Annotated in this window: 19 protein-coding genes and 1 pseudogene; 13 read left to right on the top strand and 7 right to left on the bottom strand. The window is 46.1% G+C overall.

Annotated features, from left to right (window positions below; translation table 11 throughout):
• The 9 genes and pseudogenes from QUA88_RS26585 to QUA88_RS26545 form a co-directional block, all read left to right on the top strand.
• Positions 1-985, top strand: a pseudogene (locus QUA88_RS26585) (ATP-binding cassette domain-containing protein); the annotation flags it as partial.
• 40 nt (positions 986-1,025) lie between these two features.
• Positions 1,026-1,826 carry an ABC transporter permease gene (locus QUA88_RS26580; protein ID WP_333052732.1) on the top strand — a complete coding sequence of 267 codons (801 nt, stop codon included), beginning with the start codon at positions 1,026-1,028 and terminating at the stop codon, positions 1,824-1,826.
• A 114-nt stretch (positions 1,827-1,940) separates the two neighbouring features.
• Positions 1,941-2,843: an Rpn family recombination-promoting nuclease/putative transposase gene (locus tag QUA88_RS26575; protein WP_333052731.1), complete on the top strand. Its 903-nt coding sequence runs from the start codon at positions 1,941-1,943 to the stop codon at positions 2,841-2,843.
• Positions 2,844-2,887: 44 nt separating this feature from the next.
• Entirely contained in the window at positions 2,888-4,918 is a 2,031-nt protein-coding gene (locus QUA88_RS26570; protein WP_333233981.1) for a Gldg family protein, read from the top strand.
• A 19-nt stretch (positions 4,919-4,937) separates the two neighbouring features.
• A complete protein-coding gene (locus tag QUA88_RS26565) occupies positions 4,938-5,711 on the top strand; it encodes a DUF4340 domain-containing protein (protein WP_333233982.1) in 774 nt (257 codons plus the stop codon).
• A 414-nt stretch (positions 5,712-6,125) separates the two neighbouring features.
• Positions 6,126-7,256, top strand: coding sequence for an ABC transporter ATP-binding protein (locus QUA88_RS26560; RefSeq protein WP_333210519.1), 1,131 nt, complete (start codon positions 6,126-6,128; stop codon positions 7,254-7,256).
• 172 nt (positions 7,257-7,428) lie between these two features.
• Positions 7,429-8,559 (top strand): spermidine/putrescine ABC transporter substrate-binding protein, encoded by a 1,131-nt coding sequence (locus tag QUA88_RS26555; protein WP_333052727.1) that lies wholly within the window; start codon positions 7,429-7,431, stop codon positions 8,557-8,559.
• 228 nt (positions 8,560-8,787) lie between these two features.
• Positions 8,788-9,699, top strand: coding sequence for an ABC transporter permease (locus tag QUA88_RS26550; RefSeq protein ID WP_333052726.1), 912 nt, complete (start codon positions 8,788-8,790; stop codon positions 9,697-9,699).
• Positions 9,700-9,836: 137 nt separating this feature from the next.
• Entirely contained in the window at positions 9,837-10,682 is an 846-nt protein-coding gene (locus QUA88_RS26545) for an ABC transporter permease (protein ID WP_333274705.1), read from the top strand.
• 180 nt (positions 10,683-10,862) lie between these two features.
• Here the strand turns inward: QUA88_RS26545 and QUA88_RS26540 are convergent, their stop codons facing one another.
• Positions 10,863-11,678 carry a fatty acid desaturase gene (locus QUA88_RS26540; RefSeq protein ID WP_333274702.1) on the bottom strand — a complete coding sequence of 272 codons (816 nt, stop codon included), beginning with the start codon at positions 11,676-11,678 and terminating at the stop codon, positions 10,863-10,865.
• A 485-nt stretch (positions 11,679-12,163) separates the two neighbouring features.
• The gene (locus tag QUA88_RS26535; protein ID WP_333210514.1) at positions 12,164-12,976 is read right to left on the bottom strand and encodes an acyl-CoA desaturase; all 813 of its coding nucleotides are present in this window, start codon (positions 12,974-12,976) and stop codon (positions 12,164-12,166) included.
• Positions 12,977-13,056: 80 nt separating this feature from the next.
• Between QUA88_RS26535 and QUA88_RS26530 the strand changes: the two genes are divergently transcribed.
• The gene (locus QUA88_RS26530) at positions 13,057-14,295 is read left to right on the top strand and encodes a methionine gamma-lyase family protein (RefSeq protein ID WP_333274698.1); all 1,239 of its coding nucleotides are present in this window, start codon (positions 13,057-13,059) and stop codon (positions 14,293-14,295) included.
• Between the two features lie 346 nt (positions 14,296-14,641).
• Here QUA88_RS26530 and QUA88_RS26525 read toward each other — a convergent pair whose 3' ends face one another.
• Complete coding sequence (locus QUA88_RS26525; protein ID WP_333274695.1) at positions 14,642-15,274, bottom strand: Vat family streptogramin A O-acetyltransferase; 633 nt, start codon at positions 15,272-15,274, stop codon at positions 14,642-14,644.
• Positions 15,275-15,610: 336 nt separating this feature from the next.
• On the opposite strand from QUA88_RS26525, the gene QUA88_RS26520 reads away from it, so the two are divergent.
• Positions 15,611-16,072, top strand: a complete 462-nt coding sequence (locus QUA88_RS26520) for a GNAT family N-acetyltransferase (protein ID WP_333274692.1) — start codon at positions 15,611-15,613, stop codon at positions 16,070-16,072.
• Positions 16,073-16,121: 49 nt separating this feature from the next.
• The gene (locus tag QUA88_RS26515; RefSeq protein WP_333052718.1) at positions 16,122-16,493 is read left to right on the top strand and encodes a DUF2237 family protein; all 372 of its coding nucleotides are present in this window, start codon (positions 16,122-16,124) and stop codon (positions 16,491-16,493) included.
• Between the two features lie 115 nt (positions 16,494-16,608).
• Here QUA88_RS26515 and QUA88_RS26510 read toward each other — a convergent pair whose 3' ends face one another.
• Both QUA88_RS26510 and QUA88_RS26505 read right to left on the bottom strand, forming a co-directional pair.
• Complete coding sequence (locus QUA88_RS26510) at positions 16,609-17,421, bottom strand: leucine-rich repeat domain-containing protein (protein WP_333274688.1); 813 nt, start codon at positions 17,419-17,421, stop codon at positions 16,609-16,611.
• Between the two features lie 181 nt (positions 17,422-17,602).
• Positions 17,603-18,802: a Coenzyme F420 hydrogenase/dehydrogenase, beta subunit C-terminal domain gene (locus tag QUA88_RS26505; RefSeq protein WP_333147617.1), complete on the bottom strand. Its 1,200-nt coding sequence runs from the start codon at positions 18,800-18,802 to the stop codon at positions 17,603-17,605.
• A 396-nt stretch (positions 18,803-19,198) separates the two neighbouring features.
• Here QUA88_RS26505 and QUA88_RS26500 point away from each other — a divergent pair, with 396 nt between their 5' ends.
• The gene (locus QUA88_RS26500) at positions 19,199-19,759 is read left to right on the top strand and encodes a hypothetical protein (RefSeq protein WP_333274686.1); all 561 of its coding nucleotides are present in this window, start codon (positions 19,199-19,201) and stop codon (positions 19,757-19,759) included.
• A 200-nt stretch (positions 19,760-19,959) separates the two neighbouring features.
• On the opposite strand, the gene QUA88_RS26495 is transcribed toward QUA88_RS26500, so the two are convergent.
• Positions 19,960-20,181 carry a hypothetical protein gene (locus QUA88_RS26495; protein ID WP_333210490.1) on the bottom strand — a complete coding sequence of 74 codons (222 nt, stop codon included), beginning with the start codon at positions 20,179-20,181 and terminating at the stop codon, positions 19,960-19,962.
• A 184-nt stretch (positions 20,182-20,365) separates the two neighbouring features.
• On the bottom strand, positions 20,366-21,832 hold the full coding sequence (locus tag QUA88_RS26490; protein ID WP_333052713.1) for a DEAD/DEAH box helicase: 1,467 nt from the start codon (positions 21,830-21,832) through the stop codon (positions 20,366-20,368).
• Between the last annotated feature and the right edge of the window lie 1,219 nt (positions 21,833-23,051).

The following is a 23,051-nucleotide window of genomic DNA, read 5'->3' as shown; positions in this document are numbered from 1 at the left end:
AACCGTAGAGTCGATCGAGCATCCTCAACCAGAACCGGTTGTCGAAAATCTACTTATTGTAGAAACCGTAGAGTCGATCGAGCATCATGAACCAGAATCCGAACCAGTTGTAGAAACCGTAGAGTCGAGCCAACCTTCTCAACCAGAACCGATAGTCGAAAATCTGCAAGTTGTAGAAACCGTAGAGTCGATCGAGCATCCTCAACCAGAACCGGTTGTCGAAAATCTACTTATTGTAGAAACCGTAGAGTCGAGCCAACCTTCTCAACCAGAACCGGTTGTCGAAAATCTACTTATTGTAGAAACCGTAGAGTCGAGCCAACCTTCTCAACCAGAATCCCAAGCAGTTGCAGAAACACCAGAGGAAATAAGCGATTTAGAACCAGAAATGCAACCAGTGGCAGATTTTCTGGAAATTGTAGAAAAACAAGAGTCGATCGAACTTTCTCAGTCAGAACCGATTGTCGAAAATCTACTCATTGTAGAAACAGTAGAGTCGATCGAGCTTTCTCAGCCAGAATCAGAACCGATTGTAGATGCACCAAAGTTGATCGAGCTTTCTCAGCCAGAATCAGAACCGATTGTAGATGCACCAAAGTCGATCGAACTTTCTCAGCCAGAATCAGAACCGATTGTAGATGCACCAAAGTCGATCGAACTTTCTCCACTAGAACCTGAACCGATTGTAGATGCACCAAAGTCGATCGAACTTTCTCAGCCAGAATCAGAACCGATTGTAGATGCACCAAAGTCGATCGAACTTTCTCCACTAGAACCTGAACCGATTTTAGATGCACCAAAGTCGATCGAACGTTCTCAACCAGAATCCCAACCAGTTGTAAAAAATCGGCCAATTAAAAAAAAGCCACAACCGAGTAGCGATTCTCGGCCCGAACAGCCACCTGTTACCAAAAAGCGACCAATAGAAAGAAAAAAACAGGATAGCGACAGCAGTGAAACACCACCCGCAGGCGACTCAGAATGAACCAATTACCAATGCCCAATTACCCATTCCCAATTCCTAAATGTTAGTAATGATTAGTAATATTGTCGCAATTTACCGCAAAGAACTACAAAGCTATTTTGCATCGCCATTAGCCTATGCCATCGCAGCAGTCTTTTGGCTAATCACCGGCTACTTTTTAATAGCCATCCTCCTCGCCCCCGACGGGTTAATTCCCCAAATCGGCCAGCGAGACCAAATGGGAATTACCGAACCTCCCATCGACGTAGCCTACGAATTCCTGCAACTCTTCCTGCGAATCATGGGTTCCCTTTCCTTGTTCGTACTACCCGTACTCTCAATGGGACTTTACGCAGAAGAACGCAAACGTGGAACCTTAGAACTATTAGCCACATCGCCCTTAACAAACTGGGCAGTTGCTACCGGCAAACTCCTGGGAGTTTTAACATTTTATACCACAATGTTGCTGCCCCTGCTGTTCTGCGAGGCGATCGCCCTCAGTTCCTCAACCCCACCCGTACCCCCCGGAGTTCTTCTGCTAGGACACGGCGGCTTAATCTTACTAGCAGCAGGAGTATTGTCCCTCGGAATGTTTATTTCCTCCCTCACCGACAGCACAATTTTATCAGCCATCCTCACCTTCACTCTAGTATTATTTCTCTGGGTGATCGATGCAGTCGCCGTCAGTATCGGTGGCCCCTTCGGAACAGCATTAGGACATTTGTCGCTCCTAACAAATTACACCAATCTTGTCAAGGGAGTTTTCGATACCAGCAGTTTAATTATGTTTGCCAGTTACATCATTTTAGGAGTATTTCTGACCGCCCAATCCATCGATGCCTTGCGATATCAGCGTTCTTAAAAACACTAGACAAGGCAGAGACAGAGAAGGTTATTTTTGCCAAAGTAAAGAGAAGTAAAGAGCAAAGGGAAGGTTATTTTTCCCTGTTAATCATTCTACAAAATACCTCAAACAATGAGATTTATCAATCCCAAAATCGACTTTGCGTTCAAAAAAATATTCGGTTCCAGCGACAGCAAAGACATCCTGATTAATTTTTTAAACGCCATCCTTTATGAAGCACAGCCGGTCATCGAAGACTTAGAAATAATCGAATCCCAACCAGAACCTCAAACTCTCGCAACCCAAGACACACACCTAGATGTCAAAGCCACAATTAACGGCGGCAGAATCGCCCTAGTTGAAATTCAACTGATCAACGTGCCTTCCTTTGGGAACAGAGTTTTGTACAACGCTGCCAAAAGCTACAGCCAACAATTAACAGGAAAAGAGCGCTACGAAAGACTAAAAACAGTAATTTCCTTAAAAATTGCCGACTTTGAAATGTTTGAAAATCAGCCGGAATTTATGTCACGGTTTGTTTTCAAAGAAAAAGAGCAACAGTTTGAGTGTCCAGATACTCAAATAGAATTAGTATTTATCGAACTGCCAAAATTTAGCAAGGAATTAGCAGAATTAGAAACAACGGCAGATCAATGGATTTACTTTCTCGAAAAGACCAGCACTCTGGAGACAGTACCAGAAACACTCAGTGCAGTTCCCGAAATTCAGAAAGCTTTTAGAATTGCCAGCGAGGCAAACTTCACTCAGGAAGAATTAAATGAATTGCAGAAGCAAGAACTGTGGATTCAAGACCAGCAGATTGCCATAGATGTAGCAAGAGAACAGGTGACAAAAGCCGCTCAACTCTCGTTAATATTGCGTCAGCTAGTGAAGCGATTAGGCACAATACAACCGGAAACTGAAAACAGCATCCGTCAATTAGGTATACAGGAATTAGAAGAACTAGGAGATGCCGTGATCGATTTCAACAAGCCATCCGATTTAACAGCATGGTTGCAGGCTAATGCGATATAGAATAACATCCTTCAACCATAATTTTGTCACTCAATATTTACATTATGAAAATTAGGAAAACAAATTGGAAATACGTTTTTTTGCTGGGCCCCCTCCTCATCGCAGCGGGTGTAACAGCAGCACTTGTATCTGGAGTATGGGACCCGCTGACAGTCGGTTTAGTTATTGCCGGAGCAGTGACGATCGCCCTTTGGCTGCTATATTTGAGTTACGAACAAAGCTTTTGGGGGCAGCGTTCCACCCAAGCCAGCACCAACGCCCTGATTGCTACCCTCGCCGTCTTTGTGATACTCGGAGTAATTAACTTCATAGCCGTTCGCTATCCCGTCCGCATCGACTTAACCGAAAGCCAACAATTTACCCTTGCGCCGCAGACTCAACAAATACTGCGAAACCTGCAACAAACAGTCAAAGTTTGGGTATTTGACCCCATCCAAAATCCCCAAATTAAAGAATTGCTGCAAAGCTACAAACGCGAGGGAGGCGAAAAGTTCCAATTCGAGTTTGTTGACCCGCAGACCCAACCTGGAAAAGCGCGGGAATTTAGTATTACTAGCATCGGAGAAGTTTACCTGCAATCCGGCGACAGAAAACAGGTACTGCAAAAAGGTGGCACCGCTTTTGGTAGCGACCCAAATCAAGGTCTTTCAGAGATAAAACTTACCAATGGCTTAGAAGAAATCCTGAGCACTCGCGTTGCTAGAGTTTACTTTTTGCAAGGCAAAGGAGCCCGCCCGCTACAGGAAGGTCAAGGCGGAATTCAGCAAGCTGAAAAAGCTTTGAAAGATAAATACTACAACGTCCAAACCCTGAATTTGACCGAACGCAAAGAAGTGCCAGAAGATGCAGATGCTTTAATCGTTCCCGGCCAGGACAAACCGTTTTCCGATACAGAAATTAAAGCACTAAGAGCTTATCTCGATCGCGGCGGCAGTTTATTGTTAATGGTAGACCCGGCAATTGATACGGGATTGGGCAAATTGCTGGAAGAATGGGGCGTAAAACTAGACGCCCGTTTGGCCATCGATGCTTCGGGCACTGGTCAAAGATTTGGGCTGGGCCCCACGGTTCCCACAGTCAGGCGCTACGGCGAACATCCGATTACTCAAAGTTTTGGCAACGGCATTTCATTTTATCCGTTTGCGCGTGCTTTGGAAAACTCGCCAGTAGAAGGGATAGAGGCAAAACCGCTGATTTGGACGAGTCAGGAAAGTTGGGCGGAAAGCGATTTAACGACTAAGAAATTGGAGTTCGATCAGAAGACCGATAAACAAGGCCCGCTATTATTAGGTGTAGCTTTAGTTCGATCGACCACTGACAGCACTCCCTCAAAGCCCTCACCTTCACCAACACCTACTTCACCCTCGCCTTCACCCCAAGCATCACCGACAGATTCCCCATCGCCGATAGATTCACCCTCACCCACAGATTCCCCATCGCCGACAGATTCACCCTCACCGATAGATTCACCCTCACCGACAATTTCCCCATCGCCGACAGATTCACCATCGCCGACAGATTTACCATCGCCGATAGATTCACCATCACCGACAGAGTCCCCATCGCCGACAATTTCCCCATCGCCGACAGATTCCCCATCGCCGACAGATTCACCATCGCCGACAGATTCACCATCGCCGACAACTTCGCCAACAGCTTCCCCAATCAGCTATTCGGTGATTGTCTCGCAAGAAGCAACGCCTCCAGCATTACCGACGACTTCGCCAACACCAGCAGCATCTCCCACAGCATCTCCCACAGCATCTCCCAGTCCAACCGCAACTCCTTCTGCGCCTTCAACTCCTAGAAAAACATCGCGAATGGTAGTAATTGGCACATCTCAATTTGTGACTAACGGTTGGTTTGACCAACAACTCAATAGCGACGTGTTTCTCAATTCAGTCAGTTGGTTGAGTAAACCAGACCAGCAAAGCTTTTCTATCAGTCCGAAAAAAGCTACTAACCGTCGCATTAACATGACGGCTATCCAAGTAGGATTGCTGGTTTTAGCTTGGCTAATTTGGCCTTTACTCGGACTGGGAATTGGGGGCGCTATCTGGTGGAAGAGAAGATAAGTTAGTTGACAGTTGACAGTTGTCAGTTGACAGTTGTCAGTTGACAGTTGACAGTTGTCAGTTGTCAGTTGTTATTAATAACAGACTCCCCAATGCCCAATTCCCAATTCCCGATGCCCAATGCCCAATTCCCAATGCCCAATTCCCAGTTACTATGAAATTGCAGAAAAATACATTTGTATTGATAGCCGTCGCACTTAGCATGACTGGGTTGGTTGCTTTGTTCGAGATGCAAGTGGCTCCTAAACAGGAAGCTGCTAAGGAAGAACAACAGAAAATTTTTGCTTTTAACTCCGATCGCGTACAATTCTTTACAGTCAAAACTCCCGAAAAAATATTGACTTTTGAGCGAGTTTATGCTACAAAAGGAGGCAAGTCTAGCTGGGAAATGAAATTGCCAGTGCAAGCACACGCGAGTCAGGCATCGGTGGATTTTTTGCTAGACAGGCTGGCAACAGGAAAGAGCGATCGCACGATTAATACTACTGCTGCTCAACTGCCAGAATTCGGTCTAGACCAACCCCAAGCTACAGTCACAGTAAAACTGGACAACCAGGAAACTCACCGCCTAGTTTTAGGCAAAACAGACTTTAGCGGCCGCTTCTTGTACGCTCAAGCCAATCCGCCGGAAGCGCCCCCTCAAAATTCCGCCCAAAATTTGCCCGTGCTGCTAGTGCCTTTTGACTTTAAAAATGCCGTCCAACGACCTTTGTCAGAGTGGAAAAAAGCAGAAGCACCCAAAACAGAGAAACCGCAAAAACCCTCTCCCACGCCAAGTCCTGAGAATAAATAGATGACCGGTCGCTCCTCGATGTTGCACCATTGTCAATAAGCCTTTTATGAACAGGCTTTCCGGCCTGTTCCACAAAGAGTAAATTTTTTTGTGGAACAGGCCGGAAAGCCTGTTTCTGACCAAGAATTTTTTGATGGTACCCGCCACGTGATTTATCTCGCGCAAATCAATCCAAAATCTAAAATCTAAAATCCTTGCGTCCCCCGAATTGATCTCGCGCAAGTCAATCCAAAATCTAAAATCTAAAATCTAAAATCGAATGACGCCTGTTGCTGACAATGGTGCGCTCTGGGATAGAATTTAAAGAACAAATCCCAAAACCTGTTACATCCAACATTCCTCACCTAAAATACAGAAAAGTCTAAACTTAAACTGTATTTAAGTGGCGTGCATTACCCCCAGGAAAGGGCGAATATGTTTCAGACAGCACTCAACCAAGGTACGACAGCAACGGATACAGCGCTTGACGTTGAACTCCGCAAGGTCTTTAAGGTATTTAACGGCGAAACCGCAGTCCGCGGAGTTGACCTCAACATCCGCCAAGGAGAATTTTTTAGCATCCTCGGGCCCAGTGGCTGCGGCAAGACTACGACACTGCGCTTAATCGCTGGGTTCGAGACTCCCTCGGCGGGCGAATTGATGATTCGCGGCCAGTCGATGACCAACACTCCAGCTTACCGCCGTCCGGTAAATACTGTGTTTCAAAGCTATGCTTTGTTCGGACACATGAATGTCTGGGACAATATCGCTTTTGGATTGCGGATCAAAAAGCTGGGGAAAGCGGAAATTGAAGAACGGGTACGGGAAGTTTTGCAATTGGTGAAAATGGAATCTTTCGCCAACAGGTTTCCCGGTCAAATGTCGGGCGGCCAGCAGCAGCGGGTGGCTTTGGCGAGAGCTCTGGTAAATCGACCGGCGGTTTTGCTGTTGGACGAACCTCTGGGTGCTCTGGATTTGAAGTTGCGGAAGCAGATGCAGTTGGAACTGTCGAATTTGCATCAAGAATTGGGTTTGACTTTTGTGATGGTGACTCACGACCAAGAAGAGGCGATGAGTCTGTCTGACCGGATTGCGGTGATGCACGAGGGCAGGATTGAGCAAATTGGCTCTCCTGAAGAAATTTATGAGTGTCCGCAGACGGCTTTTGTGGCGGATTTTATTGGCGATACGAATTTGTTTGCGGGTACGGTAGAATCGATCGACCGATCGACTATCACAGTTCGCACATCAGCCAATCTGAAAATCATCGTTCAGCAGTCGGATATGTGGAATGGTGTCACAGGCGACTCGGTTGTTGTCAGCGTTCGGCCGGAAAAAGTATATTTGAATCTCTACCAGCCGGAAGTGTCGGTCAACTGTTTTGAAGGGCGGCTCAAAAATACTATGTACATGGGCACGCACGTTCATTACGTCGTTGAGTTGGCTTCGGGCGATAAAATTACAGTGCGCCAGCCAAATACTGGCGGTTCTTTCCCAGACCCGCACACGCCGATTTACGCTTACTGGGGAACTACTGATTGTCTCGCTTTGGGCGATCGGAATTAGTCAGTTGGCCGTTGGTAGTTGGTATCAGTCATTAGTCATTGGTTATTTGTTGGTGGTTGGTTATCCTAACAAATAACATAGAACAATTCCCAATTCCCAATTCCCAATTCCCCAATCTTCAATCTTCAATCTCCAAATCTAAAATCTAAAATCTAAAATCTAAAATCGAACTGTGCCTCCGACTAACTTACCAATTACCAGGATTTTCCCGGCTAATTCTACACGCCGTCAGTTCCTAAAAAATTCGGCGGCGACAATTTCCGGGTTAGCTGTTTCGAGTTGCGGCTGGCGACTTGCAGACGTGCAATCTGCTCCTCCCGTCCAAGGTTCTGCCGACCAACTTTTCATCTATACTTGGGCCGGCTATACCGATAACGCTTTGCTCGATCGCTTTGCCGAAAAAACAGGCATCCGCGTCATCGCAGATGTATTCGACTCCAATGAGTCGATGCTGGCGAGAGTTCAAGCCGGTGGCGCCCGCGCCTACAGCATCATTTACCCGTCTGACTACATGGTGATTCAGATGACGGAACTGGGGCTGTTGAGCCAATTAGACCACTCGATTTTGGGCGGACTCGATCGGCTAAAAAAACAGTTCCAAAACCCCGTCTATGACCCAGGAAACCGCTACAGCGTCCCTGTGAGTTGGGGAACCACAGGCTTAATTTACAACAGCGAACAGCTCAAAGAAGCTCCTGAAGATTGGGACTATTTGTGGAAGCACAAACAGGAGTTAGCAAGGCGAATGACGCTGGCAAATGATGTTCGAGAAGTTATGGGTGCTGCGTTGCGAATGTTGGGCTATTCTCTCAATTCTACGAACCCAGAGCAAGTGAAACAAGCTTATGAAAAGTTGGTTGAACTCAAACCGGCGATCGCATCTTTTACCACTGATGCTTGGCGGCCACAAATGCTGACGGGGGATTTGAAGGTAGCTATGTGTTATTCTTCTGATGCTAATGAGGTAATTCCAGATAATGACAAATTGCGCTATGTTGTGCCAAAAAGCGGTTCTTCTCTGTGGACTGACACTTTAGTAATTCCTAAAGGTGCTCCCAATCCAGAAGCAGCTTATAAGTGGATTAACTTTATGCTGCAAGCGGATGTCGCTGCTTCTTTAGTAGAACGGCTCAGTTTCTCAACTCCTTCGGAAGATGCTTTTAGTTTGCTGACGCCGGAAGTCCGCGAAAATGAAATTCTTTTCCCTTCTGAGGCAACTTTGAAAAATTGCGAAGGTGTTGCGCCGGTAGGAAAATTTATAGACGTGTACGATCGCTATTGGACTCAATTAACCAGCGGCTAATCTTATTTATTGCCATAAATTTCATGTAGATTTCGATTTACCGTGGGGTGGGGGCGGGTTTATGAGATTGTTTATTTTAGGCGATGATTGTAGGTGAACCCGCCCCTACATTACATTTCGATTTACCGTGGGGTGGGGGCGGGTTTATGAGATTGTTTATTTTAGGCGATTATTGTAGGTGAAACCCGCCCCTACAAATCAAAACTCAAAACTCAAAACTATTTATTTATGGCTGTTTCCACTCAAGCTCCCCCTCCTCTTCCTCCCGGTTCTCCCTCGAAGGCTGAAACTGTTTCTCGCTGGTCGGCGTGGGCTGGGCCACTGGCATTGCTGGGCCCTTCTGGCTTGTTGCTGCTTTTATTATTAGTCATACCAACTTTGGTGATTTTTCAGCTTAGTTTGGTTCCGAATATTAAGCCAGGAGATTTGGTGAATCCTTCGGGAATCGGCAATTACCTGCGAGTGTTTGAGCCGCTGAATTTACAGGTGATAGGTCGCTCGCTCTTTTTCGCAACGGGGACTACTATTCTGTGTTTGCTGCTGGGATTTCCAGTGGCTTACTGGATCGCCCTCAATGTGTCGAAAAAGTGGCGGAATTTAACTTTGTTAGGCTTTGTGTTGCCGCTGTGGACTTCTTCGCTGTTGCGATCGTATGCTTGGATTACAATTCTGCGTCCTACGGGGGTTCTCAACTCGCTGCTGGCACTTGTAGGCATTCCTCCTCTAGAATTGCTTAATCAAAGCTCCGCAGTTTTAATCGGCATGGCTTACAGTTATTTGCCTTATATCGTGACAATTCTCTACGCTTCTTTGGAAAAGTTAGACCGCAGGTTGCTAGAAGCATCTCAGGATTTGGGTGCGAACCCAGTGGAAACTTTCTGGAAAGTGACAGTACCTCAGACGATGCCCGGAATTGCTGCGGGTTCTTTGCTAGTATTTATTAGCTGTTTGGGCGATTTTGTCGATCCAGAGTTGCTCGGTGGAGCTTCGAGCATGACGGCGGCTCGTTTAATTTACAATCAATTTTTGGGGGCGACTCAAAATTGGGGTCTGGGTTCGGCTCTGAGTATGGTATTAATCTTTGCAGTGAGTATCGGAATTGCCCTTTTGCTCAAATATGGCGATCGTAATGCAATTTAAAGAAGTCATTAGTCAGTAGTTATTAGTCATTAGTTATTGGTTACTGGTTATTGGTAGCTACTCACAAATAACAACTGACAACAACCGATTACCAATTACCAATTACCAATTAATTACCAATTACCGATTACCGAGAAATGGAAAATACCCCCGAAAATACACAGGAGGACATACAAGCCGATATGTACTTAAAACCTAAATTTAAGGTTTCTTGGCAGGTAATATTTGCCGTTGTGATGTTTTTTTATATGTACCTGCCCATCCTGGTACTCACCTTTTACAGCTTTAACAAATCGCGTTTTAGCGCCGGCTGGGAAGGATTTACCTTAGATTGGTACGTTAAATTATTTAGCGATACGCGGATTTTAATTGCCCTGAGAAACAGTTTAACAGTGGCTGTTTGTGCAGTGGCAATCTCGGCGGTACTCGGCACTTTGATGGCGGTTGGTTTAGCCCGCTACCGCTTTCCAGGCAAGAGTTTATATCAGGGAGTCTCCTACTTGCCGATTATTATTCCAGATATTGCTACCGCAGTTGCTACTCTGGTATTTTTAGCAGCGCTGGCGATTCCTCTGAGTTTGTGGACGATTGTCGCCGCTCACGTTGTGTTTTGTCTGGCTTACATCGCCCTAGCTGTTTCTACTAGATTGGCCGATTTAAACCCGTATTTAGAAGAGGCTGCCTTGGATTTGGGTGCAACGCCTGTTGAAGCTTTTATTAAAGTTTTGCTCCCTCAATTAATACCCGGAATTGTTTCGGGTTGTCTCCTGTCTTTTGTCCTCAGCATGGACGATTTTTTGATTGCGAGTTTTACCGCAGGTAGCGGGACTACAACTCTGCCGATGGAAATTTTTAGCCGGATTCGGACTGGGGTAAAACCTGATATTAATGCTTTGAGCGTGCTGTTGATAGTAGGTTCGGGAGGATTGGCGTTTTTAGCGGAATATTTGCGCGGCCGGGGCGAGCAAAAACGGGCTCATTAGTCATTAGTCATTAGTCATTAGTCATTAGTCATTAGTCATTAGTCATTAGTCATTAGTCATTAGTCATGGGTTATTAGTCACCAAAAAACCCGGTTTCTTTGAGAAACCGGGTTTCTGAAGGGGTAAGGTGGCCGGCCCGGCGCAGCCTAAAGAGGTTCTGCGTCTAAAACCCAATTGCTGCTACTTGGCTGGTAATTTCACCTTAGTAGCCAAACCTAGTGCTTCCAAGACTTGAATTGTCATCCAAGTGAAGTCAATTTCCCACCATTCCATGCCGTGACGCGCAGAGTATTGAAAAGCGTGGTGGTTGTTGTGCCAGCCTTCGCCGTAAGTCAGGACAGCCACCCACCAACAGTTAGTAGAACTATCCTTTGTTTCGTAAGTGCGGTAGCCAAATTTGTGAGTGGCGCTGTTAACAAACCAGGTGCAGTGATACACCAAAACTAAGCGGGCAAAAATTACCCAAACTACAAACGGCCAGCCTGCTGCTAAGTAAAGCAAGACGCCAAAGACGATTTGCATCGGGAGAAAGTAGTTTTGCAAAAATTGGTAAAAGGGGTCGCTCGAAATGTCTTTTGTGCAGCGGGGAATTTCAGCGTGAGCTGGACCTTTATATAGCATCCAGCCGAGGTGACTCCACCAAAAACCCTTTTGGGCATTGTGAGGGTCGAGCGCATTTTGGTCAGAGTGGGTGTGGTGCAATCGGTGCAGCCCAACCCAATCAATTATTCCTCCTTGACAGGCAAGGGCTCCGCAAAATGCTAGAAAGTATTCTACGAATTTTGGTGTCTGAAAACTGCGGTGGGTGAGCAGGCGATGCCATCCGAGAGTTATTCCCAAACCGCCGGTTATCCAGTGCATGAATACTGTTAAACCAACTGCTGTCCAATTGAAGTTACTGGGTAGCAGTGCGAACAAAGCGCCGATATGAAGTCCTGCTAAACTAATAACGTGCTTCCAATTGTATTGGAGTTTTTCTTGCGTTGCAATTGTCATTCTCTTTTTGATTTCTGATGAGATGCCGAGCTAGATTCACGCATAATAGTTGGGATTGAGCAGTGAACTTTTTTGCTGCACACTTGCCCAAACTAATAAAGAATCAATGATAGATTTGGGATTAGGATTGAAAAAAATTTACGGTTGTATAGCAATCCTAAATGATTCAGATAAATTGGTAGGGGTAGTGCTAAGAGTGCCTACCCCCTATCTATCGGGCAACCGGGCGTGGGATTACCCCTACAATAATTATGCAAATGATTTAGGATTGCTATATTCTGAAAATAAAAACTTTGGCTGCTAAACAAAATTTTTTGTTCCCAATTATATTATAACTGATTCGGGTTTGGGTTGGGTCGATCGCACCAGGGGATTCGATCTCTGTTCAACCCAACCTATACCGATCGCAAAAACAGGATTAGCCATTGGTCACAAGCTATTAGTCCAGAACTGATGAGCGACAACCAATGACTAATTGCCGATCGCTATTTTTCTGCTAATTTCACTTTGGTTGCCAAACCCAGCGATTGCAGCAATTGAATTGTCATCCAGGTGAAGTCGATTTCCCACCATTGGAGACCGTGGCGAGCCGAGTATTGAAAGGCGTGGTGGTTGTTGTGCCAGCCTTCGCCGTAGGTGAGCAGAGCCACCCACCAGCAGTTGGTCGAGCGATCGCCCGATTCGTAGGTGCGGTAGCCGAATTTGTGGGTAGCGCTGTTAACCAGCCAAGTGCAGTGGAACACCACCACGATCCGCAGAAACACGCCCCACACCACGAAAGACCAGCCGCCTAATAAATAAAGCAACACACCGAAGACGACTTGGATGGGGATAAAATATGCTTGGAGAAACTTGTATACTGGGTCGTCGCCGATGTCTTTAGTAAAGCGGGGGATTTCCACTCTGATCGGGAGATCCGAGAGCATCCAACCCATGTGGCTCCACCAGAAGCCTTGATTGGAATCGTGGGGATCTGTTTCCGTGTCGGAATGGATGTGGTGTAACCGGTGCATTCCTACCCAGTCGATCGGGCCACCTTCACAGGAAAGGGTACCGCAAATAACTAGAAAATACTCTAGCCATTTCGGTGTTTGAAAACTGCGGTGGGTGACGAGGCGGTGATATCCGAGAGTAATTCCTAAACCACCTGTTACCCAATGCAGGAAGAGTGCTAGCCCGACCGCAGACCAGCTAAAATTACCCGGCAGCAAAGCAAATAAAGCACCGATGTGCAGAAAGGCCATAAAGCCTATGACAGGCCAATCAGGAGAAGTTTTTTTGGAAGTTGCAATCGTCATGAATATATTATGTTTACAAACTAGGGGCCGCATCTACGCCATAATGAACAGCGCGCACGCAAAGGGTGAGCGAGGTATAGATGAATAGCGTTTCACGGCTACAGGAAGCAGAACAGGCACTCTTTCAGATTTTTTCTGGTATTGACACTACAGTCAAGCAAAATCTTCAACGAGTCTTAAAAGCTTTTCGCAGCCACCGGGTTGGAGTCCACCATTTTGCAGGGGTTACGGGTTACGGCCACGATGATTTGGGTCGGGAGACTTTGGACGGGGTGTTTGCCGAAGTGGTAGGGGCCCAGGCTGCGGCTGTCCGGGTACAGTTTGTTTCGGGTACTCACGCGATCGCCTGTGCTCTTTTTGGCATCCTGCGTCCTGGTGATGAAATGTTGGCAGTGGCTGGTTCTCCCTACGATACTTTAGAAGAAGTGATCGGCTTGCGCGGGCAAGGTCAAGGTTCACTGCTTGAGTTTGGCATTAGTTACCGTGAGTTGCCTCTAACTCGCGAAGGAAGTGTGGATTGGCAGGCATTGAGCTCTACTATTTCAGCAAAGACTCGCCTAGTTTTTATCCAGCGCTCTTGCGGCTATTCTTGGCGGTCGAGTTTGTCTATTTCTGAGATTGAAAAAATCGTCGCCATAGTCAAACATCAGAATCCTAACACAATTTGCTTTGTTGATAATTGTTACGGGGAGTTTGTTGATGATTGCGAACCTACTGCTGTGGGTGCGGATCTGATGGCTGGTTCTTTAATCAAAAATCCGGGGGGTACGATCGTCCCTGCTGGAGGTTACGTCGCCGGCAGGGCGGATTTGGTGGAGGCGGCAACTTGTCGCTTGACGGCACCGGGAATCGGCAGCAGCGGCGGCGCAACTTTTGATTTGAATCGGTTGCTGTTTCAGGGTTTGTTTATGGCTCCCGGTTGTGTGGGCGAGGCGATGAAGGGCAATCATTTGACGGCTTATGTTTTTTATAAGTTGGGTTATCGAGTGAATCCTATGCCTTTGGCTAGAAGACGAGATGTGATTCAGGCGATCGAATTCGGTTCTGCTGATAAGTTAATTGCTTTTTGTCGGGCTGTTCAGCAAAATTCCCCCGTCGGTTCCTATTTAGATCCGGTGCCGGCTCCGATGCACGGGTATGAAAGTCAGTTAGTGATGGCTGGGGGTACTTTTATCGATGGGAGTACGTCGGAGTTTTCGGCTGACGGGCCTCTGCGGGAGCCTTACGTGGCTTTTTGTCAGGGGGGGACTCATTGGACTCATGTATCGATCGCCCTGGAGGATGCGATCGAGGCTGTGGGCCCAGCAAATAAGTCGTAGCGGTGCGGTACGGGGGTTCCCTGGGTTTGCATGGTGATTTTGGGGGATTTTTTGACCACGAATTTCTTCATGTGGTACCCCCCACGTGATTTATCCGTGGAATCAATCCAAAATCGCAAATCGAAAATCACTTATTGCCCCCGCATTTATCTCGCGCAAGTCAATCTAAAATCTAAAATCTAAAATCTAAAATCGATTGACTGCAGATGCAGGCTGATTGACGTTGATGAACGCAGATTAGAAGATGTATCCGGGATCGGCTGCTGGGAGTTGGTTCGCCGGCGCGATCGCGCCGGAACCTGTACTCAGCATCAGAGTTAAAATTAATATCGCTGTATTTGCGAGTTTACTCAGCTTTTTTGAGTGCTTGAATATCACCTTGCATAATCAAACTGACATTGCGGGAAATCTTGTCGATTTCCCAATCCCACCACCGTATTTCTAATAGTTGTGCAACCTCACCATCGCTAAAACGCTGTTTGATTGGATGGGCGGGATTTCCACCGACAACGGTGTAAGCGGGAATGTCTTTTACTACAACGGATTTGGCAGCAATGACGGCACCGTCGCCGATTTTGACTCCGGGCATAATCAGGGATTCATAGCCGATCCAAACATCATTGCCAATGACGGTATCGCCTTTACTTGGCAGTTCCATTAATAAATTCATGGCTGTTTCCCAACCATTCCCAAAAACCGGAAAAGGATAAGTTGAAATCCCGTCGAGTTTGTGATTTGCACCGTTCATTATGAATTTGACGTTGGTGGCGATCGCACAAAACTTGCCAATAATTAACCGATCGTTTCCGTAGTTATAAAGTACATTTCTTTCAAAGTTTTCTGGATCTATTGGATCGTCGTAATATGAGTAATCGCCGACGATAATGTTGGGGGATTTAATAAAGTTTTTGATGAAGCATACGCGCCGTTGGTCGGGCATCGGATATGGTCGGTTTGGATCGGGTCCAATTTCTGTCATAAGTTTCAATCCTTATTTGTTAAGCTACTGGATTAATGTAGTGTTAATTCGAGTCAGGTTTGCTTCTAAGGAATGAGAATTAAATAACTTCCACAAGTTTGTGGGATGGGCGTCCCGCCCGTCCCACAATAACAATTAAAATTGTAAGTTATTTAATTCGCGATCCTAATTCTTTAACATAGAGGATGAGAGTTTGTCAAGGGGTGGTAGAGAAATTTTGGGGCGATCGCCCTGCAAGAAATGAGACACAATGGTAAAAGCCAACATCCATCCGTGTTGCGAAGCGGTTAAAAATCCCAAATTAATATCAAAGAAGCGATCGCAGTGAGATAATTTATGAGAATACGAACCTACGAAATCGGTGATACCCAACAAATTGTAAAACTGTTTTACGACACCATACACGAAGTAAACATCCGCGATTACACACAAGCACAAGTAGATGCTTGGGCGCCAGCAGATATGGATATCGAAAGTTGGACTAAAAGTTTAAGCAGTAAATTTACTTTCGTAGCAGAAGAGGGTGAGAAAATTGCAGGTTTTGGGGAATTAGAAGCAAACGGCCATATCGATCGCTTTTACTGTCATAAAAATTTTCAAAGACAAGGAGTTGGTAGGCTAATTTTAAAACAAATTGAGTCAAAAGCCCAAGACTTAGGAATTAACAAGTTATTTGCCGAAGTCAGCATTACAGCGCGACCTTTTTTTGAAAGCCAGGGATTTATTGCGATTAGAAAACAAGAAGTAGAAAGCAGAGGACAAAAATTCATCAACTTTGCCATGGAAAAAAATATATAAACAACGATTTGTGTAAAATTAGATCGAAGAGTTTTACTCAGGAGTTGCGATGGTGACGGAAGCTACAAATGTGCTGGGCGGAAAGTTAGAGACTTGCTGCACTTCGCCAATGACAGGATATTATCGGGACGGCAAATGCAATACAGGTGGTGGTGACTTTGGGGCTCACACTGTTTGTGCTCAACTGACAGAAGAGTTTTTGCAATTCACTAAGTCGAATGGAAATGATTTGAGCACTCCGGTTCCCGAATTTAATTTCCCCGGTTTGAAGCCTGGGGATTGCTGGTGTTTGTGCGCTTCTCGCTGGAAGGAAGCAATGGATGCGGGATGTGCGCCGCTTGTGGTTTTGGGTGCGACTCACGCCCTGACTTTGGAATACGTTTCTTTGGATGAATTGAAGCAGCACGCTGCTGATTTGTAGGAAGGGAGGTGCGATCGCTTTTAGTCAATAAGGGCGATCGTCTTTTTCTGATGAATAGCAAATTTATCCTTCGTAACAGAAATATTTAAGTGCGATCGAACGTCACTGTAAAGTTTTATGGTTGAGCTTGTGGTTCCCACTTACAGATAGACTCTGGCTTGAGTGGGCAAGTTTTGGGGGCGATCGGATTTCCGCTGAGTTGTAACCAAGTCAGGTTAGTTAAGGATTGCAATGGTTTGATGTCATAGATTTGATTGTTTTCGAGATTGATCGCAGCCAGTTTAGTCAAAGATAGCAATGGTTTGATGTCGCTGATTTTATTATTGTTGAGGTCTAACCAAGTCAGTTTAGTCAAGGATGCTAGCGGTTTGATGTCGCTGATTTGATTGTTGCTGATGTCTAACCAAGTCAGGTTAGTCCAAGATGCCAGCGGTTTGATGTCGCTGATTTGATTGTTGTTGAGTTGGAGAGTAGTCAGTTTAGTCAAGGATGCTAGCGGTTTGATGTCGCTGATTTGATTGTTGCCGACGGAGAGTGTAATCAGGTTAGGCAAAGATGCTAGCGGTTTGATGTCACTGATTTGATTGTTACTAATGTGGAGTGTAATCAGGTTAGTCAAAGATTCTAAAGGTTTGATGTCGCTGATTTGAGCGTCAATGAGGAAGAGTGCGGTGAAACTCGAAAGTTTCTGATTAGCCACATCGCACTCTCTAGTCCCTGCTTCCTTCAACAGCATCTCAACAGTATGTTTAGCTTCTGGAGTCAAAGAATCTTTTTCGCGACACCATTCAGCAAATGTTTTGTTTCCCGATCGCGTTTCTGCAGCCTTCGCCGACACTCCATTTCCAGATAATGCTAGAAGCCCACAACCAGTAAGTGCGATCGACCTTGGTAAATTGATATATTTCTGTGCCACTATAAGTGTCATAATCTTATATATCTAATTGAAAGTTAAAGCCATCTTGCACCACAAACACAACCAATAATTGATTCAGTCCTTTTCAAAGGACTTAAGCTTTGAGGCAGGGGTTTAAACCCCTGCCGGACTGAAGGAAAGAGGGCAATATCATGTCCCTGCAAAATACCTCTTAAAAACTCTCCGAATCACCTCACTCAGGCAACTTATACTGTCCCACAATCCGCTTAGCATATTCCGGCACATGAGCCTCTAATTTCTCAGGATAATTCCGCTTCACGTACAGATAATTGCGAGTGAAATGAGAATCAATCGAAAAACGGGCATATTCCAAACCCTTCGGCCCAATTCTCTCAATAAACACGCCCATTAACTTCGCCGCCCACATCGGCAAAGTTACTCCTTTTTCATAAGCCGGAATGCTTTGTTGAACCGCTTCTTTTCGGTTTCCCTTAGACATCACCGGCTGAGTATTTAACTGATCCGTTACCAAATCTAACATCTCTTGCCCGGTGTCATTTCGCACCACAATCCACTGCCAGCCAAAAGGTGCGCCCATGTAGCCGACAACTAAATCTGCTAAAGAATTCACATAATCAAAACAGCTCAAACAAGAAGGAGCAAAAACATCTTTCAATTCCTTAGTATTCAAGCCAAAAAACGGCACTTTTTCTTCCGAACCATCTTCGTGTTTGAAGTGAACGTTAAAGTCTTGCATAAACTCGTAAGAAACCACCGTTTCAGGAGAACGGCTAGTCGTGTCTAGGAATTTCTGCAAGCCTGCACGGCTGACATTATCAACGCAGGGAGTTCCCAAAACGTAGAGCTTTTCTAAACCGAGTTTTTTCTCGACTGTTCGCAAGGCTTGAATTTGACAGCCGACACCAATTACTAACAGCCGCTTCATCCCCGATTTTTCGATTTGTTCTAATACTGAAAGATTGGGAGAGAGTGTTGGTTTGTTGACTTTTGCTGCCAGAATTTCTTCGCGATTTCTAGCAATTATCGGCATCGGTTGAAAGCGGTCTTCTTTTGTATTTTGGACGCAAACAACGCCTTCTACAATTCCTTTTTCGAGCATTTCAATGGCAATTGTGCTGACGATTCCCGTCCATTGAGCACCCTCAATTGGTTCTTTTTTACGAGCCGCCATCATGTTTTGACTGACTCCGAAATACCAATCGTCGGGATTGTCGAGATTGCGCGATCGCCCGTGAATCTCTGCTTCTAATTCTGCAATATGCTGTGTTAAGAAAGCACAAGATTCCTTGACATAATGGATGTAATATGTATCGCACAAACCGCACTCGCTGCACAGTTCTTTAGCGGGGCGGCGGCTACCCGGTTTGAGGGCTTTGGATTTTTGGTGTTTAGTAGAATCTGTTGCGGTCATCTAAATTACTTATTTTATGCAGATATGGCTTTTGTTAGGATATCACAGCAATTTCCCTTGATTTACCTCCTTTATTCTTTCTTTCATTCCCCGCAGGCGGACGCAAGGTTGTGCGGGAGCAAATTCGGTTCGCCCGAAATTGGCGGTTTTCAAAACTTAAAAAATATTAGTCAGGACTTACCTAGCTGGCGCTAGAAACCCGGTTTCTTCCTGAACACCTCACTGTTAAACCTAAGATTTAGGGTAAAAACCGGGTTTCTTTGTGTAGTTTGGGTAAAAAAATTCGGTTTCAGATCATCGCAGTGCGTCGAGGAGTCTTTGTGTAAGTCCTATTAGTATCAATCCGGATCGAGGGGGCGATCGCGCGAATACATTGCCAAATAAAGCTATAAAAAAATGGTAAAAATGTTTGTGACAACAGCCGTCGCTGGCATCATGATGAATCTCGCAATTTCGAGCTTAGGATTTGCTGCTTTAGTTCGTCCTGTTCCCGCTATGAATCAAACTGTTGTGACTCTAGAAAGAATGCTCAGCGCGACACAAAAGCCGGCGGCGCTGAACTATTCGCGCCTGGGGATTGGCGGCGTTCGGTTGGGGATGGCTGTAGAAGAGGCAAAACGTAAGTTGGGAAAACCGCAGCGCGACGAAACTAAACCTGCTGGGCCTGGCATCGGTGGCAAGATTCGCACGCTAACTTACTCAGGATTGACGGTAGCAGCATGGGAGGGCAAAGTTTATTTAGTTTCTACTACCAATCCCAAGTTTCTGACAATGGATGGTGTGAAGCTAGGAGATAACAGCCAAAAAGTCGTTAAAACTTACGGTTACGGGTCGCAATCTGTTAAAAGTGGAGTGACTCGCTTGACTTACAGCAATGACCAAAAGGCTTCTAATTTGATTGTGGAAATTAAGGGCGATCGCGTGCAAAAAATTATTGTGAGCACACAGCTAAACTGAAATATTAAATAACAGTGCAAAAGTCCCGGTTCACAAGTTTGTAGTAAGGACTTTATTCCTTATTTATGAGGATTTTTAGCTCTTCGGTGAGTTGACAGGAGGGCTTTTTCCTCATGTACGCGCGTGCGTAGCTATCCCGTAGGGAATCGCCCGCGTCTCCTTAATCCTCTTCATCCTCATCCGACAATTTTGTCATTTCCTCAGCAATTAGTGTCTGAAAATCCTCTCCGCAGTGCACGTTCAGATGGATTGCAGAGAGGAAGGAACTCTGCTATAATTTCAGCTTTTTGTCGATCGCTCAAATCAGGTAACTGAAGCTGATAGATTAAAGCAATCACATTTTGACACTCCGTACCCAATTCATCAATTAACGTTCTCAGTGTAGAATTAGTTACAGAAATTGTCCGATCGCTAACTTGCATATTGACTTATGTTGTTTTGGAATAATTAAACCGCAGAGAGCGCAGAGGGCACAGAGGAAGAGAAGAGAGAGATGAATAATTCCGATCTCAACGGATTTGATATTACCCATAAAAAAAGTAGAGGTGCGATCGATCGCACCTCTACAATAATTCTAAATAAGGTGCACCGAGTGCACCCTACCAATTAGCGGTTCTGGGGAACAGGAGCACTCGGTGCTCCAGAAAAAGTCGTCTCACCAGTCTTAGCCCGCTTTTTGATCAAGATAGGCTTGACGCTGTTTTCTCCACCAATCGGGGGATCTTCTTGTTGAGCGTAATCAGCGCCCATCCAAGCAGGACGGCTTTGATCGAAAGCCATTTGCAAAGCAGCAGCGGCGATCGCGTGGGAGTCGTACTCCTCGGATAACTGAGACACCAGAGGCAAGAAAGATGCCATCCGTTCGCCAGCCAAAGCTTCGCGAACTTTACCCTGCATCTTTTCCAACTGACGTGCTTCAATTTGCGCCCGTGTCGGAATGTTTCGCACTGTCAAGCTCGATCGCACGTGGCGTTCAATCAAACGCAGTTTGCGGCGATCGACCGGTTGAATCAGCGTAATCGCCGTTCCTTCGCGACCAGCCCGGCCCGTGCGTCCGATCCGGTGAACGTAGCTTTCCACACTGTCGGGCAAATCGTAGTTAATCACGTGAGTCAAGTGATCCACGTCCAAACCCCGCGCCGCAATATCAGTCGCCACTACCCAGCGCACCTGACATTGGCGGAACCGATGCAACAAACGTTCCCGTTGTGCCTGATTCAAATTACCGTGATACTCATCAACGCTGTGACCTGCTGCTTGCAGTTGGCTGGTGAGTTCTGCTGCCGACTGCCGAGTCCGCACAAAAATCAGTGCAGATTCCGGGTCTTCCATTTCTAGGATTGGCTGTAGGGCTCTTGCCTTCGACCAGCCGCGGGGAATCATGTACACACCTTGGCTGATGCGCTTTGGCGTTGCTTTTGGCTGTTCTACGGTGACGTTGACTGGGTTACGCAAATGCCGCGCCACCAATTTCCGAATGGAAGGTTCCATCGTCGCCGAGAAAAATGCCGTTTGACGTTCTTTTGGTGCAGCATCCAAGATTTTTTCCACATCTTGGATAAAGCCCATGCTCAGCATTTCGTCAGCTTCATCCAAAACCAGCCATTGTACCTTGTCTAGTTTCAGGCTGCCGCGGCTGAGCATATCCAATATGCGTCCGGGTGTACCGACAACGACGTGCACGCCGCGCTTCAAACGCTGCATTTGACGATCGATCGATTGACCGCCGTACACTGTCAGAACTTGCAGAGAGCGACCCACTTTTACCGGGCCGTCGCTGCTGATGCCGCTCAAATCACGGATGGCTTCAGTTACTTGCATCGCCAATTCGCGAGTCGGCGTCAGCACCAGTGCTTGCACCGCAGTCACATCTAAATCAATCCGCTCCAAGATGGGCAACGAGAATGCTGCCGTTTTGCCTGTCCCTGTTTGGGCTTGACCCACAACGTCGCGACCTGCTAACAGGTGCGGAATTGCTTGTACTTGGATGGGAGTAGGTTCTGTAAAGCCTAGTGTTTCCAGATGGAGAACGAGTTCTTCCGAAAGACCTAAGCCTTCAAACAATAAATTCATTAATGCTCCTAATAACGAGTCTTAGCCTTCTAAGTTGCCCAACTCGGATGCGGATTTCTGCTCGGCGGCAGGAACTCATAAGAGTTCTTTATGGTGCTGCGCCTGCGCGCACCTTCTTAAATAGCAATCGAGTATAGGGCAGCTCCGTCGATGGTGACTAAATTTACCAATTCGACAGCCGTCTTTGATTTTGTGACATCACCGATACCAACCGCCAGGGGTCGGGTTATAGGCTTCCAACATTCTTAAAACAGGACATTGGACTTCCTTTGAGGTACTTGCAAGCTTTCCCTCTTAGGCATTTTATAGTGAGGATCATGACCAGCCCCACTTCACTACATAGTAGTAGTAACAGGTTGTTTGGTTCAGGCGCTATCCCGCAATCCGTCGCCTGCGGGATTGAGCAGGGGATGGGGCGACCGTCAGTCGATTTTAGATTTTAGATTTTAGATTTTAGATTGACTCCACAGATGAATCAGGGAGCTTTAACTTTCTTCTAAAATTTTTATCTCTCCACGACTTAAGCCGGAGGCTTGTATTCCTTTTTGGGCTACCGTTACCGCCTATCCATCTCAACACTCTTTCGGGATACCGTTGTGGTGTAAGGCGGACGGCGAAGCAATCTCAAATTATCCCCGCTTATTTCTGGCTTGTTATCATCATAACTCTTTACATTCAGAAACAAAACATTAAATTCGTTAAAATTCTCCGATCGTTCTGTAGAGATTACCGCACCCCTAGGGGGAGGGTCGATTGCCAGATAGGGGCTAAAAAAGTTTAGAACCCTTTGATACCTATCTTTGCACAATATTGTACAAACCGTTACTTTTGCTGCACAATCCGCTAATCATTTTTGGCTGGTGTCTGGTTTTTGTTCGCCTCACCGTCTCAGGCGACAGTTCCAGCAACACTTACACTTGACCTCGCCCAGCAGCGGATACAGTCCCACGTCAACTCATGAGGGTCGATCCCACCATTTTAGACAAAAGATCGAGCTCCCAGATCAGTCTGTGCAGTCAATCTAAAATCTCAAATCTAAAATCTAAAATCGACTTGACCCCGCCCAGCACCGGATACAGTGCCACGTCAACTCATGAGGGTCGATCCCACCATTTTAGACAAAAGATCGAGCTTCCAGATCCGTCTGTGCAGTCAATCTAAAATCTCAAATCTAAAATCTAAAATCGACTTGACCCCGCCCAGCACCGGATACAGTGCC

The organism is Microcoleus sp. D3_18_C2 (genome assembly GCF_036702395.1).
In the GTDB taxonomy this organism is placed as follows: Bacteria; Cyanobacteriota; Cyanobacteriia; order Cyanobacteriales; family Microcoleaceae; genus Microcoleus.
This window is presented reverse-complemented; position numbering and strand designations above follow the sequence as displayed.